Below are 15,044 nucleotides of genomic sequence, written 5' to 3' on the forward strand. Positions count from 1 at the left end.
CTTGGCGAGGGCCAAGAAATCGATTGGATCGGACATACTGAGTACAGTGAAACCAGAATAGAGCAATTAGATCACATCTTTAATCTGATTGGTATGACGCGTTTTGCCTGGGGCGGGCCCATGGAGAGCGGGGCGGCGAAAGAGAAGCAAGGGGGAGGAGGCACCCCGGTTTAGTCGTACTGCTCTTCCATCCAGGCTTCGACGATGAGCTGGGCGGAGACGCCGTCCACGCTCCCCTTGTCCAGCGCCTTGTAGCCGCCACGTTCAAACAGGCGGGCGCGGGCATCCGTGGTGGTGAGTCGCTCATCCTTGAATTCCACCGGCTTGCCGAAACGGCCATGCAGGCGATTGCCGAATTTGCGGGCCCGCACCGTGATCTCCTGGTCCGTGCCATCCATGTTGAGGGGCAGACCGACGATCAGCAGATCCGGTTGCCACTCCTTGATCAGCTTCTCTATCTCGTCCCAGTTGGGGATGCCGTCGTTGGCCTTGAGGGAGCGAAGGGGGCGGGCGCTGCCCGTGAGCTCCTGGCCGATGGCGACACCGATGCTCTTGGTGCCGTAGTCAAAGCCCATGATGCTGCGTGATGACATGGGGTCTCCTCGAAATGGATGGATAAATGAAGGGGGAAGCCTCCTCCCTGCCTCCCCCTGCTCGTGGGGGAGGGCCGGGGTGTCAGCTATGGCCCACCTGGCTGGAGAGGTGCAGGGGGTTGACCCCAATGCTCGCGGCGGCTTGCTGCCAGCGCAGGTGGATGGGGGTATCGAAGACCAGCTTGGGATTGGGGGGGATCACCAGCCAGGCGCCATCCACCAGCTCCTGCTCGAGCTGGCCTGCACTCCAGCCGGCGTAACCGAGCGCCACCAGCCAGTGGTCCGGCGCCTCGTCGGTGCCCAGGGTCTCCAGGATGTCCTTGGAGGTGGTGACCATCATCTCGTCGCTCACCTGCAGGGTGGAATTGAAGCCCGGGCGGAAGCTGTGCAACACGAAGCCGCGATCCCCGTGCACCGGCCCCCCCTGCAACACCGGCTGTTTCATCTCGGCGGTGGCGGGGGGATTGAGGTTGAGCTTGGTCAGCATGGCGTCCAGGGACATGTCGACCGGAATGTTGACCACCAGTCCCATGGCGCCTTCGCTGCTGTGTTCGCACAGATAGACCAGGGAGCGCTGGAAATAGGCGTCCGTGAGGCTCGGCATGGCGAGCAGAAAGTGATTTTGCAGTGTTTGCATGGAGCGTATGTATCTCTTAGCGTGCAAAGGTATTTGGGGTGATTATGGCAGTTGATGGCGGCGGGCAAAACCGCTTTTTGCCGGCAGGAGGGCGGCAGTCAAAGGGGCCCTCACGGCCCCTTGTGTGTGTTTCCTCGCCGTGGCAACGAAGGGGTCAGCGGCCCAGTCGGCGCTCGATGGCGTCCATCAGCATGCCGGTAATGGAGACGTCGAAGGCCGCCTCTATCTCGCGGATGCAGGTCGGGCTGGTGACGTTAATCTCGGTCAGGCGATCGCCGATGATGTCGAGGCCGACGAAGATGAGCCCCTTCTCTTTCAGGGTCGGGCCCACCGCGCGGGCGATGGCCCAGTCCGCTTCACTCAAGGGGCGTGCCTCGCCACGGCCACCGGCCGCCAGGTTGCCACGGGTCTCACCTTGGGCCGGAATGCGGGCCAGGCAGTAAGGTACCGGCTCGCCATCCACCACCAGCACCCGCTTGTCGCCATCCTTGATGGCGGGCAGATAGGTCTGCGCCATGCAGTACTGGCTGCCGTGAGAGGTTAATGTCTCGATGATGACGCCGACGTTGGCGTCATCCTCCTTCATGCGGAAGATGGAGGCGCCGCCCATGCCGTCGAGCGGCTTGAGGATGACGTCCTTGTGCTTGGCGTGGAAAGCCCGCAGTTTGTCGGCTCTGCGAGTGACGAGCGTGGTCGGGGTGTGCTCGGCAAACCAGGCGGTGTAGAGCTTCTCGTTGGCGTCGCGCAGGCTCTGGGGCTTGTTGACGATGAGGCAACCCTCATCCTCGGCCCGCTCCAGCATGTAGGTGGCGTAGATGAACTCGGTGTCGAAGGGGGGATCCTTGCGCATCAGGATCACGTCCAGGCTGGAGAGCGGCTGATCCACCACCTCGCCGAGGCTATACCAGTCGGCATAGTCATATTTGACGGTGAGCGGACGCATGGTGCCGAAGGCGCGACCGGCCTCCATGTAGAGATCCTTCATCTCCAGATAGAACAGCTCGTAGCCGCGCTTTTGCGCCTCTTCGAGCATGGCGAAGCTGGAGTCCTTCTTGATGTTGATGGCCGAGATGGGGTCCATCACGATGCCGAGTTTAATGGTCATCCGAGTTTCCTTCCTAATGGCTCGATTGGATGTGATGACCCCCTCCCTGCCTCCCCCTTCACAAGGGGGAGGGGCCTGTTGCTCCCTCCCCTGCGAAGGGGAGGGCCGGGGTGGGGTCGGCTGTCAGGCCAGATCGCCAAAGCGGCACTGAAGCGCAGTAATCGCCGTCAGGGCGGCGGTTTCGGTGCGCAGCACCCGCGGCCCCAGCAGCATCTCCTTGAAATCTTCCTGCACGGTACGGGCGATCTCGTCGCCGGACAAGCCCCCTTCCGGGCCGATCAGCAGGCGCACGCCGTGCTCGGGGATCGGCAGGGTGTTGATGCTGTAAGGGGCGCGCGGGTGCAGGTTGAGCTTGAGCTCCTGGGTCTCTTCCGCCAGCCAGGCGTCCAGCTCCATCGGCATGCGCACCTCGGGCACGGTATTGCGGCCGCACTGCTCGCAGGCGCTGATCACCACTTTTTGCCACTGCTCGCGTTTTTTCTCCAGCCGATCGGCGGGCAGCTTGACGCCGCAGCGCTCGGAGAAGAGGGGCGTGATGCAGGTGACGCCGAGCTCCACGGATTTCTGGATGGTGAAGTCCATCTTGTCGCCGCGGCTGATCACCTGACCCAGGTGGATGGCAAGGGGGGACTCCACCGAGCGGGTCTCGCAACTGTCGATGGTCACTTCCACCGACTTCTTGCCGACGTTGGCGATGGTGGCGGGGTACTGGTTGCCGTCGCCGTTGAACAGCTCGAGCTGCTGGCCCGGCTGCATGCGCAGCACGCGGCCGATGTGATTGGCACCGTCTTCCGACAGGGCGAGGGTCTGGCCAACCTGCAGGCTGGCCGGTTCATAGATACGTGGAATGCGCATGGCTGATAGTCAGTCTCTTGCTTGGAAACCCTTCAATACCCTACTGCACGGCGGCGAGCAAGGCTCGCGAGACAGAGAGTGAAGGGATTCAGGAGGAGGGGGACGCTCCCCCTCCCTGGTCAAATGGGGTTATTGGCACTGCTTTTCAATGAAGGGATTGGTATTGCCCTGCAGCTTGCCGATACGGCGGTTGCGCTCGCACTCCCAGCGATCAGCCGGATACTGCCTGTCCCAGGCTTCGTAAAGCTTGCGCTGCTGGGCCGCCAGACGCAGTCCGTACTGCTGGCTCATGTAGAGGTAGGCGCGGGCGATCTGGCCACGCACCGGCCCCTTGGGCGGCTGCACCTGGCGCTCCTTGAAGTCCACCAGCATCTGGCACTTGCCGTACTGGTTCGGTTTGCCGTTCCAGTCGCTGAAGCGGAAGTTCGCCCGATCGCCGTTCACCTCGCCGATGGCGGGGAAGAGGTTGTGCATGTCTCCCTCCATCCTGTTGAACTCGTCGCTCTTGCCGCAATTCTTGCGACCCCCGTCCTGCCAGCACTGGAGCTGGTGGCCGAACTCCCAGGCGGGCACCACGTGCTCCCATTCGATGCGGGAGGCCCGCTCGGCCTGCTTGCGCGGCAGGTAGCCGCAGCTCTCCCAGTCGGGGGCCATCTTTTTGCCGCTGAACTTGATGTTGCAGCCGCAGTAGAAGGTGACGGGGTGGCTCTGGTAGAGCTTGTTCAGATCCTGCTTGGCGGCGCGAAAGGTCTGGATGTTGTCGGCATGGGCCGGGGCGCTGACCAGCAGGGCCAGGCAGAGGGAGAGCAGAGGGCGAAACATGAATATCCTTGGCAATGAGACAGTTGAATGAAGTAAGCGCGCACCCTATCACAGGAGCGCGACACGGGGTGACTCAATCCGCCGTCGTGTCGCGCTGCCACACCAGGGGCTGGCGACAGCGGCGGCAGTGATAGCGGGCCTCGCCGCGCATCACCTTGTTGTGGCGGCGCACCGAGAGGGGATGCTGCTGGCAGGCGCAGGCATACACGAAGGTGCGCTGGGCCAGCACCCCCAGATCGAAGCTGTGGGTGGTGCTGGGTTCGAGGCCGAACAGCTCCCGCATCACCGACTGCCACTGGCGGCCATGGGGCAGTACTCGGCTCTTGCCGCGCCCCTCTCCCCAGAGCGCATAGACCAGCAGGTGCGCCACCTCGTGGGGCACTACTTCCCTGAGAAATGCCTGCTGATTGGCCTGATAGAGCGCCGGATTGAAACGCAGCTCCCAGGTTTGCAGCCGCGCAGATCCTGCCGCCCGGCCCCGCATGTTGCAGTGGACTTGCGGGCGCGGGAAGGTGCGGCCAAGGCGCGTTTCAGCCTGCACAAAGCAGGCCTCGACGCGCGCGAGCAGCATCTCGATGAGGGCGGGGTCAAGCCGGGTGGCAGTGGCAGGCATGGGATCCTCGGGACAGGACACAAAAGCAAAAGGGGAGCCAGGCTCCCCTTTTATCACAACCTCGAGCCTTACAGGCCAGCGGCAGCGCGCAGCAGCTCGGCCTTGTCGGTCTTCTCCCAGGGGAACTCGTCGCGGCCGAAGTGGCCGTAAGCGGCGGTTGCCTGGTAGATCGGACGCTTCAGATCCAGCATCTCGATGAGGCCATAGGGGCGCAGCTCGAAGAACTCGCGCACCAGCTTGACCAGCAGGGCTTCGGCCACCTTGCCGGTGCCGAAGGTTTCGACGCTGATGGAGGTGGGCTCGGCCACGCCGATGGCGTAGGAGACCTGCACTTCACAGCGATCCGCGAGACCCGCGGCGACTATGTTCTTGGCCACGTAGCGGGCGGCGTAGGCGGCGGAGCGGTCCACCTTGGACGGATCCTTGCCGGAGAAGGCGCCACCACCGTGACGGGCCATGCCGCCGTAGGTGTCGACGATGATCTTGCGACCGGTCAGACCGCAGTCACCCATGGGGCCGCCGATGACGAAACGGCCGGTCGGGTTGATGAAGTACTTGGTGTCCTTGTTGATCCACTCGGCGGGCAGCACCGGCTTGATGATCTCTTCGCGCACCGCTTCCACCAGATCGCTGTGGCTGATGGAGTCGCAATGCTGGGTGGAGAGCACCACGGCATCGACACCCAGGATCTTGCCTGCGTCGTCGTAGGCGAAGGTCAGCTGGCTCTTGGCGTCCGGACGCAGCCACGGCAGGGTGCCGTTCTTGCGCACTTCTGCCTGACGCTTCACCAGCAGGTGGGAGTAGGTGATGGGCGCGGGCATCAGCACGTCGGTTTCGTTGGTGGCGTAGCCGAACATCAGGCCCTGGTCACCGGCACCTTGCTCCAGCGGGTCGGTACGGTCGACGCCCTGGTTGATGTCCGGAGACTGTTTGCCGATGGCGTTCAGCACGGCGCAGGAGTCGGCGTCGAAGCCCATGTCGGAGTGGGTGTAACCAATCTCGCGCACGGTGTCGCGCACGATCTGTTCGATGTCGACCCAGGCAGAGGTGGTCACTTCGCCGGCTACCATCACCATGCCGGTCTTGACCAGGGTTTCGCAGGCGACGCGCGCCTTGGTGTCCTGCTGCAGGATGGCGTCCAGCACCGCATCGGAGATCTGGTCGGCGATTTTATCGGGATGGCCTTCGGAGACCGACTCGGAAGTAAACAGCTTTGCCATGTTTGGTTCTCGATTCGTAAGGGTTATCGCCTTGGCCATAACCGGATAATGACAGGATGACTGTAGAGGTATCTACATCTGGACGTCTATTTTAAATAGGTCATCCGGTGATTGCCAGCACTATTTGGGGGTGGAGCCGCCCGGGGCGGGACGGGGAAGGGATCCACCTCCATGGAGGTAAGGCAGGGGGCGGATTGAATCGTTTTCCCCGCCCAGAAAAGCGATTGTGCTCCCAAAGCCACTTTATTCGCCCAGATAATATTTGCACGCCGCGCCCCCTGCTGGGACAATAACGCGCCTTAATCTTGGCCATCAAATGAAGCAATCGCAGGAGATACAGATGCCTTCTCGTAAAGAGCTTGCCAATGCCATTCGTGCATTGAGTATGGATGCCGTTCAAAAAGCCAACTCCGGTCACCCGGGCGCCCCCATGGGAATGGCGGATATCGCTGAAGTGCTGTGGCGCAGCCACCTCAAACACAACCCGAACAACCCCAAGTGGGCCGACCGCGACCGTTTCATCCTCTCCAACGGCCACGGCTCCATGCTGCTGTACTCCCTGCTGCACCTCTCCGGTTATGACCTCTCCATCGACGATCTGAAAAACTTCCGCCAACTGCACTCTCGCACCCCGGGTCACCCGGAGTATGGTTATGCACCGGGCGTTGAAACCACCACCGGTCCGCTGGGTCAGGGCATCACCAACGCCGTGGGCATGGCGATCGCCGAGAAGGCCATGGCCGAGCAGTTCAACCAGCCGGGTCACGACATCGTCGACCACTACACCTACGCCTTCATGGGCGACGGCTGCCTGATGGAAGGTATCTCCCACGAAGCCTGCTCCCTGGCCGGCACCCTGGGTCTGGGCAAGCTGATCGCGTTCTGGGATGACAACGGCATCTCCATCGACGGTCACGTAGAAGGCTGGTTCACCGACGACACACCCAAGCGCTTCGAAGCCTACGGCTGGCACGTCATCCCGGCCGTTGACGGTCACAACCCGGAAGCCATCAACGCTGCCATCGAAGCCGCCAAGGCCGAGACCGGCAAGCCGACCCTGATCTGCTGCCGCACCATCATCGGCTACGGTTCCCCGAACAAGTCCGGCTCCCACGACTGCCACGGCGCACCGCTGGGCAACGACGAGATCGCCGCCGCCCGTGCCTTCCTGAAGTGGGACCACGCGCCGTTCGTCATCCCGTCCGACATCGCCGCCGAGTGGAACGGTCAGGAGAAGGGCGCCAAGCTCGAATCCGACTGGGCTGCCAAGTTCGCCGCCTATGAAGCCGCTCACCCGGCCCTGGCTGCCGAATTCAAGCGCCGTACCACTGGCGAGCTGCCGGCCAACTGGGCTGCTGAATCCGCCAAGATCATCGAAACCCTGCAGGCCAACCCGGCCAAGATCGCGACCCGTAAAGCGTCCCAGAACTCCCTGGAAGCCTTCGGCAAGCTGCTGCCGGAATTCATGGGCGGCTCCGCGGATCTCGCGCCGTCCAACCTGACCATGTGGTCCGGCTCCAAGTCCCTGACTCCCGAGAGCGCCGCAGGCAACTACATCCACTACGGCGTGCGCGAGTTCGGCATGTCCGCCATCATGAACGGCATCGCCCTGCACGGTGGTTTCATCCCCTACGGCGCCACCTTCCTGATGTTCATGGAGTACGCCCGCAACGCCCTGCGCATGGCCGCCCTGATGAAGCAGCGCGCCATCTTCGTCTATACCCACGACTCCATCGGTCTGGGTGAAGATGGCCCGACTCACCAGCCGGTGGAGCAGATCGCCTCCCTGCGTCTGACCCCGAACATGAGCACCTGGCGCCCGTGTGACCAGGTAGAGTCCGCCATCGCCTGGAAACACGCCATCGAGCGTACCGACGGCCCGACCTCCCTGATCTTCTCCCGTCAGAACCTGGCCCAGATGGACCGCACCGCCCAGCAACTGGCCGATGCCGCCAAGGGTGGTTACGTGCTGAAGGATTGTGCCGGTACCCCGGAGCTGATCCTGATCGCCACCGGTTCCGAAGTGGAGCTGGCCGTGGCCGCCTATGAGCAGCTGACTGCCAAGGGCCGTGCCGTGCGCGTGGTCTCCATCCCGTCTACCGACGTGTTCGATGCCCAGTCCGCCGAGTACAAGGAGTCCGTCCTGCCGGCCGCCGTCACCAAGCGTGTGGCCATCGAAGCCGGCATCGCCGACTACTGGTACAAGTACGTGGGCTTTGGCGGCAAGATCATCGGCATGCGCACCTTCGGTGAGTCCGCTCCGGCCGAGCTGCTGTTCAAGGAATTCGGCTTTACCGTGGAAAACGTGGTGGCGACCGCAGAGTCCCTGTAATAGCTAATTGCTTTGTATAGAACTGAAAAGCGCCTCCCTTGGGAGGCGCTTTTTTTATTGAAATTTATAAATATCATTTATGGATATAAGTAAATAATATTGATAGGTTTGCAAGTAATGCGAAAAGTTAAACTTTAATAAAGTACAAACAAGGATCGACATGGGAAAAATATCTTTTACCGAAAGAGAAATACAAGATTATATTTGGAGTAATCGAGAGAGATTTGACTCGTTCTTAGATGAACCTGTAGGCCTAGATATTTTTAAATTTGAAGATGACTTATCAAACGTTTCAGCAAATAATTTAATAAGAAATAGAATCAACACAAAACTGGAGGAGTTTCACGCCAAACTATACGGCATTAAATTAATTGGGTGTGAAGTTCCTTTAGAACAGCAATCAAATTCAACAATTAGAGCTGATTTTTTAGCTACATTCCCTGGAGATACTGGGATAGGAATTATAGAGCTAAAGAAAAGTGAACAGACTGAAAGACAAGCATTTACTGAGTTGCTTGCATATTCAAACCATCTGACAACATTATTTCCTGCTATGAGTAGGGAAGATAGTTTTTATATTCTAATATCACCAATGGAAACTCGCATCGCTCGAGATGCTGTCATCCAAACATTAACATTTGATAATCGAAAAATAGTTGCTCTGATCCCCTATTTTGACGATCCAAGTAATATAGCCTCTTTGAGGTTGAAGTTATGGATTCCGACAGAAAATGAGTTAGCAACGTTCAGTCATGTTATTTTTAAAGAAGATAACTTTAGTGTTTGTAAGATTGTCTGGGAGTACGATGAAGAGCGTTGGGATGCTCCCAAGGGAGAAAATCCCTCTGCTGAATTAAGAGAACAATTTAATAGTATATCGACTATTGCCGCTCAAAAAATGGAAGAATCAGGGATCCATGGTTTTGTATATTGTTCTCAACTTTGGTCAGAGCTGTCTGAAAAATTCCCATACACCAACTCCCTCGTATTAGTAGGGTTGAACCCTTATGCGGCTGCAAGTGCACAGTACTTGGTCGATAATAAAAAAATTAAACCAAGTGAGATTCCTGCACCACTAAATTATTTGCCAAATATTTGTGACTTAATTAAAAGAGGAGTTCCATGCGATGACAATGAAGATACAATGTTTGATTTATATGCGGTGTGGAGCTCTCAGCTATTTATAATAGGTCGGAGTGTAGTTGAAGCTGTCACTCAGACAACTGATGGGAAAAATGGAGATATTGATCAAGGTTTTTTAGATTGGGAAGCATATCAACGGTCTCTTCTAGAAGATGTTTACTGTCATAATTTTCTTGTAAGACCAACAGGTTTATTAAGAAGGTTATATGAAGATGTAACAGATCTTGATTATAAAGCATCTCATTTTTATGGCCTTACTGAACATCCCATTCATGGTGACATGCCATATCTTGGAGTTGACTATCTAACCTCACAAAGTTACTTTCGATTCTTCATAAGAAGAATGTTTCATACTGATGAGGCTGAGCCCGTAGGTTAGATTAGCGAAGCGTCATCGAAAGTTCGCATATCTGCGTCGATGCCATAATATCCCTTCCTGTTACCAAAAAAGAGACCGGCCATCAGCCGGTCTCTTTTTTATTTACCGCAACATTACACCTGCGGCGGGGTGCTTTCGGCGTTGGACATCACCGCATCCATCTGCACCAGGGCGCCGGCGGGCAGCTCGCTAACGCCAATCACGGTGCGGGCAGGCAGATAGCCCGGGAAATATTTGGCGTAGATGGCATCCACGTCCGCCAGATCCGCGATGTTGGCAAGCTGGATATTGACCTTGACGATATCGTCCATCACGTGGCCGATGCTCTCGACGATGGTCTTGATATGGCCGAGGCACTGGGCGGTCTGCTCACGGACGCAACCGGTCAGCACTTTGCCGGTGGTCCTGTCGAGCGGCAGCTGGCCCGCGATATGGTTGTAGTGGGAGAAGGCGACGCTCTGGGTATGCAGCGGGCTTCTCGGTGCCTTGTCGGTATTGCGGGCACGGATCACCAGATTGTGCCTGTCTTCCACCAGCTGGGGCGGGGTGCCGTCACCGTGGGAGATGACCGCATCCATCTGCACCCGGGCGCTCAGCGGCAGGGCGGCGGCACTGACCACAGAGCGGGCGGGCAGATAGGCGACAGCACGGGCGATGGCGGAGTCCGGGAAGAAGGTGGTGTAAACCTCGTTGACGGCGTCGAGATCCGCCAGATTGGTCAGATAGACGGTCACCTTGACGATGTCGTCAAAGGGCACGTCGATGCTCTCCAGCACGTGCTTGATGTTGCGCAGGCACTGGGCCGCCTGCTCGCGAATGCCACCGTCAACCAGAGCGCCGGAGGCGGGGTCGAGGGGCAGCTGGGCACCGATATTGTTGTAATGGGAGAAGGCGACGCTCTGGCTGGAGAGCGGATCCTGCGGGGCGCGGTCGCTATTGCGGGAGATCTTGAGCAGCGGGCAGGGGGCCTGGGGGAAGGTGCCTTCCCCGTTGGAGAGCAGGGCGTCCATCTGCACCCTGGCGCCGAGCGGCAGACCGGCGACGGCGAGCACTGTGCGGGTCGGCAGCGAGTGGGGGAAGAATTCCCGATAGACGGCGTTGACGGCATCGAGGTCGGCGATGTCCGCGAGGAACAGGGTCACCTTCACCATGTCCTCCATGCCGTGGCCAACGCTCTGGACGATGGCCTGGATATTGGTGAGACACTGTCTGGCCTGCGCCTGGATATCCCCTGCGACCAGCGCGCCCGTTTTCGGATCGACCGGGAGCTGGGCGGCAATATTGTTGTAGTGGGAGAAGGCCACGCTCTGGGTATAGGGCCCCAGATCCTGAGGCGCATTGGGGGTATTTCTGGCTGACTTGATGATGGTACCACTCATGGCGATACTCCTTTTTCGTTTTTGATGTAGGGTCCGGGCCGCATTGTTCTTCCCTGGCCGAATACGGCACGCTGATGACTCGTGATATTGCGGCAACAGTTGCCCGTTCCCGCCGCAGGGCGACGGAGAAAAGGAGAACGATCATCACAGTGTCGAGCCCTGTTTCGATGCAGACAGCGCGTGCAACAGACAAGGGAGAGAAGTTGGCCTGGTGATTCAGACGGGAGAATTCTAGGGGGCGGTTATCCGGGGATGCAAACCGGGATCCTGTTTCTATGAAGTGGCTCAACAGAGTGAAATATATTCATTTTGCGATTCAATTCATGACGGGTATGGCAAATAAAGGTGATGATGATCCCGCTTTACCATGAAAATGGAACCAGATAGCGCCATATTGTCGCGCATCAGGGTTACAGCCTGTGAATCCTCCGTTAATACTTTTGGCGACATTGCAGCTTATTCTCCCGGTTTTGCATAGCTATCTATTTATCGCTCTCTCGACGCCCTGTTCAGCGCCGTCAAAATATGCTGCGGTGAGCACACTGAAATAACATTCACCCTCTTTGCATGGCCACAGGTCATGACATAAATACGGGAGAAAGAGAGGGCGCTTTTTAGCCCCTGCGGCGGAGGCTGACATGGGCGGGTCGCCACATCGCCTATGCCATATCTTTTCAGCGGCGCGAACGCACCCCGCCAACAAGGCTCATAAGCAAGGGGAGGGGGCCTTCCCCTTGCCTGCCCCGACTTGCCGCCCCCCGATGCATATCACTCCTGTCATGACCCTCCCTGTGAGGGGGCCCCGGAGTCCGCCCTGCTTTGCCGCCCTGGCGTATCCCGCACTCCTTGCGATGCAGCCAGCTCATCTTCCCCGCACCACCCTTATTTGTGCTTTTTGTCATCAACTGCCGTTATTGCGACCTGGGTCGGGGTTTGGGTGGATTATTAACTGTATGATTAATAATGAAATCAGGGACCCTGCCGACGAGCAGCACGGATCGGCACTCATCTGCCCGGGAGTGGCACATGCGATCGCATCGCGATCCCCGTCATCTGACTTCGGAGGTTTTATGCTTGGATTCATTCTGGGTGACATGTACAGCCGCACCAGCGGGTTTCGGCCACCCCCCCCGCCTAGGCAAGCACTTCCCCCTCGCCCCCGACTATCAACTGCGCGGTCGCACCGGTGCCGCCATCCTGACCATGGAGACCCTGCTCGATACCCCCTATCCCCAGAAGAAGTTCAGGGCCCTGATCTATGGCGCCTTTATCGAGCGCCAGCGTCGCCTCTTTGCCGAGCAGGTGGTCATCGGCCGGATGGAGGAGGGCCAGGACCTGGCGATCGCCATTGACCTCGCCTTTATCAGCACGGCGGTGCCCATCGGTCTGCTCGCCATCTCGGAGGAGATCGCGCTGCTGACCACCCCCCGTCCCACCCAGACCCATCCCCATCAGGCGGCCTTGAGCCAGGCGCTCGACTGCACCGCCATGCTGATGTTCTATGCCAAGGTCATTCGCCAGCGCAATGCAGTGCTTGAGCACATCGGCCACCAGTTCGGCTACAGGCCGCAGGCCGGGCTGGTGGCCAGGGTGGGCCACGGCGGGGAAGATGACTATGCCGCCTTCATGGTCAATGTGATGACCTGCATCGCCCATTCGGGCTCCTTCAAGGAGGCGCTGGAGAATGGCGTCAGGATGGGCATGCACGAGCCCGCTTTCTTCTGTATCGTCGGCGCCCTGGCCTCGACCCTGTGGGGAGTCCCCAAACCCTGGGCCCATGAGATCTCTCGATTCATCCAGCGCCAGCACCCCCACTATCTCCAGATCCTGCTGCGGGGCGAAGCCAGGGTGGGCCGCAGACAGATCAACCTGGAGCCTCCCAAACCGCCGCTCTGTGCACCGGTCAAGCGCCAGGTAAACCGCTTCCTGAAGTGGGCCTTCTAGGGCCATGGGAGTGCTCTCGAGGGGCGGGCCTATGGCGCCATCCCATCGGCCCGCCCCTCCTGAGGGTCATCACGGGGCTGTTATCTCACTGACCCCTGATCCCCCGGCTACCTTGCCCATGAGAGGATGGCCAGAAAAGCCAACGGCTGCACGGGGGACAAGGGGTGGATAGAAGGTGATCCACCTCGCCTTTTGATGTGAACGTCTTTTGATGTTTGGCGCCATACGATACCATGCGCAGCGTGTGTTCCTGTTGGGGGAGGTGCCGCCCATCACCCCGTGGCTGGCTGCTGGTCCGTCATGATCATGGGATGCACAATCCGGGGCCGCCACGGCAACCCCTTATCGCCATAGCCAACAGGACGGAGTATCAGGATGGCCATTGCCATTGAACAGTCGGACAACACACTGAGGGTGAACAAGGATCGCTACGATCTGGACCGCATCGTCGGCGTGCAGGTAAAAGCACTCGGCTGGATGGATAGGCTCAAGAAGACCTTGTTGCTGGGGGTGGTCACCTCCAGTGTGCTCTTTTACTTCACCCCTTCCTACGAGCAGGCGGGCAACTGGCTCATCGTGCTCTTCCTGCCCCTGGTGGGTTTTCTGTCTGGTGCGCTGATGGGGCTGCTCTCCAGCGCGAAATATGAGTTTTGCATCGAATTTTCCCACGCCGACGAGACGGGCGTGCAGTGGATTACCGCCGCCAGGAGCCGGCATGTCGCCGATTATGAGACCTTCAAGGCGCAGGCGGCCAGGTTGAAAGATCGGCTCGGGTAGGGAGCACAGAGTGACGGGTCTGCGCCATCTGGCGCCAGGCATAACAACAAGCCCGATCAGGTGCACCTGTTCGGGCTTGTTCCATTAGAGGGGAGGGCGCTCGGGAAGCGGCTCAGGCGGGATAGAGGGCGCCCAGCACCGCCGGGCGGCTCGCACCGGTCACCGCAGGCAGGTTGCCCGGCTTTCGCTGGATAAAGCGTTGTGCCAGCCAGGCAAAGGCGGCCCCTTCCACCCAGTCCGGTGCAAGGCCGAGCTGGGCGGTGCTGGTCAGATGCCAGTCGGGCAGCAGGGCAGCAAGCTCCGCCAGCAGCGGGGCGTTGTGGGCGCCGCCGCCGCAGACAAACAGCTCGGGCCGGGTTGGCGCATCACGGTGGGTGGGCAACTGGCGGGCGATGCTGTGGCAGGTGAGGGATTGCAGGGTACGCTGCACATCAGCGGGGGCGTATGCGCAGCCGTCCAGCTCGCCGTCGAGCCAGTCGAGGGTGAACATCTCACGCCCCGTGCTCTTGGGGGCGGGGGCGGCGAAGTAGGGGTGAGCCAGCAACTGCTCCAGCAGCGCAGGAATAAGCTTGCCGCTGGCGGCCCACTGGCCACCGGCATCATAGCTGTCACCGTGTGGATGGTGGCGGCGATACCAGCCATCGAGCAGGGTGTTGGCGGGGCCGGTATCGAAGCCATATACCCCTGAACCCGCCCCCCCGTCGGCCTGGCCGGGCAGCACCGAGATATTGGCAATGCCGCCGAGGTTCAGCACCACCCGCAGGGCACCGGGGCGGGCAAAGAGCGCCTGATGGAAGGCGGGCACCAGGGGCGCCCCCTGACCGCCGAGGGCTATGTCCATGGTGCGAAAATCGGCCACCACGTCGATGCCGGTCAGGGCCGCCAGCAGGGCCGCGTTGCCAATCTGCAGGGTAAAACCGAGGGCTGGGCGGTGGCGTATGGTCTGGCCGTGACTGCCGATGGCGCGAATCTCCTTGGGAGTCAGCGCCGCCTTGGCGAGCAGGGCCTGGGTGGCGGCGGCAAATTCGCGGGCCACCAGGTTGTCGGCGACCCCCATGCGGTCGATTTCGTTCTCCCCCGGGGTGCAGAGGGCGTGCAGCTCGTGGGCGGTCTCCGCTGGCCAGGGATGGCACAGCGCCGCCTCGACCCGCAGTGCATCCCCCTCGAGCTGCACCAGCACGGCGTCGATACCATCCATACTGGTACCGGACATCAAGCCTATATAGCGTTCAGTCATGACAACCC

Annotated in this window: 13 protein-coding genes; 4 read left to right on the plus strand and 9 right to left on the minus strand. The window is 59.8% G+C overall.

Annotation, left to right across the window (positions count from 1 at the left end):
* Positions 1-170 precede the first annotated feature (170 nt).
* The 7 genes from ruvX to metK form a co-directional block, all read right to left on the minus strand.
* Positions 171-593 (minus strand): Holliday junction resolvase RuvX, encoded by a 423-nt coding sequence (gene ruvX, locus AB5Y64_RS09600; protein ID WP_010673863.1) that lies wholly within the window; start codon positions 591-593, stop codon positions 171-173.
* An 82-nt stretch (positions 594-675) separates the two neighbouring features.
* Positions 676-1,230: a YqgE/AlgH family protein gene (locus tag AB5Y64_RS09605; protein WP_010673864.1), complete on the minus strand. Its 555-nt coding sequence runs from the start codon at positions 1,228-1,230 to the stop codon at positions 676-678.
* 154 nt (positions 1,231-1,384) lie between these two features.
* Complete coding sequence (gene gshB / locus AB5Y64_RS09610) at positions 1,385-2,335, minus strand: glutathione synthase (RefSeq protein WP_104452499.1); 951 nt, start codon at positions 2,333-2,335, stop codon at positions 1,385-1,387.
* 123 nt (positions 2,336-2,458) lie between these two features.
* A complete protein-coding gene (gene rsmE / locus AB5Y64_RS09615) occupies positions 2,459-3,190 on the minus strand; it encodes a 16S rRNA (uracil(1498)-N(3))-methyltransferase (RefSeq protein WP_069651517.1) in 732 nt (243 codons plus the stop codon).
* Positions 3,191-3,319: 129 nt separating this feature from the next.
* Positions 3,320-4,012, minus strand: a complete 693-nt coding sequence (locus AB5Y64_RS09620) for an endonuclease (protein WP_039040144.1) — start codon at positions 4,010-4,012, stop codon at positions 3,320-3,322.
* Positions 4,013-4,085: 73 nt separating this feature from the next.
* A complete protein-coding gene (locus AB5Y64_RS09625) occupies positions 4,086-4,625 on the minus strand; it encodes a SprT family zinc-dependent metalloprotease (RefSeq protein WP_039040145.1) in 540 nt (179 codons plus the stop codon).
* Positions 4,626-4,693: 68 nt separating this feature from the next.
* Positions 4,694-5,845, minus strand: a complete 1,152-nt coding sequence (metK, locus tag AB5Y64_RS09630) for a methionine adenosyltransferase (protein WP_010673869.1) — start codon at positions 5,843-5,845, stop codon at positions 4,694-4,696.
* Between the two features lie 340 nt (positions 5,846-6,185).
* Here metK and tkt point away from each other — a divergent pair, with 340 nt between their 5' ends.
* Complete coding sequence (tkt, locus tag AB5Y64_RS09635) at positions 6,186-8,177, plus strand: transketolase (RefSeq protein WP_039040146.1); 1,992 nt, start codon at positions 6,186-6,188, stop codon at positions 8,175-8,177.
* Between the two features lie 160 nt (positions 8,178-8,337).
* The gene (locus AB5Y64_RS09640; RefSeq protein ID WP_324021225.1) at positions 8,338-9,699 is read left to right on the plus strand and encodes a hypothetical protein; all 1,362 of its coding nucleotides are present in this window, start codon (positions 8,338-8,340) and stop codon (positions 9,697-9,699) included.
* Positions 9,700-9,812: 113 nt separating this feature from the next.
* Here the strand turns inward: AB5Y64_RS09640 and AB5Y64_RS09645 are convergent, their stop codons facing one another.
* The gene (locus tag AB5Y64_RS09645; RefSeq protein WP_368203690.1) at positions 9,813-11,078 is read right to left on the minus strand and encodes a Rid family detoxifying hydrolase; all 1,266 of its coding nucleotides are present in this window, start codon (positions 11,076-11,078) and stop codon (positions 9,813-9,815) included.
* A gap of 1,089 nt (positions 11,079-12,167) precedes the next feature.
* On the opposite strand from AB5Y64_RS09645, the gene AB5Y64_RS09650 reads away from it, so the two are divergent.
* Together AB5Y64_RS09650 and AB5Y64_RS09655 are read left to right on the plus strand one after the other, a co-directional pair.
* The gene (locus AB5Y64_RS09650) at positions 12,168-13,022 is read left to right on the plus strand and encodes a hypothetical protein (protein WP_233721084.1); all 855 of its coding nucleotides are present in this window, start codon (positions 12,168-12,170) and stop codon (positions 13,020-13,022) included.
* A 375-nt stretch (positions 13,023-13,397) separates the two neighbouring features.
* On the plus strand, positions 13,398-13,799 hold the full coding sequence (locus tag AB5Y64_RS09655) for a hypothetical protein (protein ID WP_233721082.1): 402 nt from the start codon (positions 13,398-13,400) through the stop codon (positions 13,797-13,799).
* A gap of 112 nt (positions 13,800-13,911) precedes the next feature.
* Here AB5Y64_RS09655 and AB5Y64_RS09660 read toward each other — a convergent pair whose 3' ends face one another.
* Positions 13,912-15,036, minus strand: coding sequence for an anhydro-N-acetylmuramic acid kinase (locus AB5Y64_RS09660; RefSeq protein WP_368203692.1), 1,125 nt, complete (start codon positions 15,034-15,036; stop codon positions 13,912-13,914).
* Between the last annotated feature and the right edge of the window lie 8 nt (positions 15,037-15,044).

Source organism: Aeromonas sp. R5-1 (assembly GCF_040908265.1).
In the GTDB taxonomy this organism is placed as follows: Bacteria; Pseudomonadota; Gammaproteobacteria; order Enterobacterales; family Aeromonadaceae; genus Aeromonas; species Aeromonas caviae.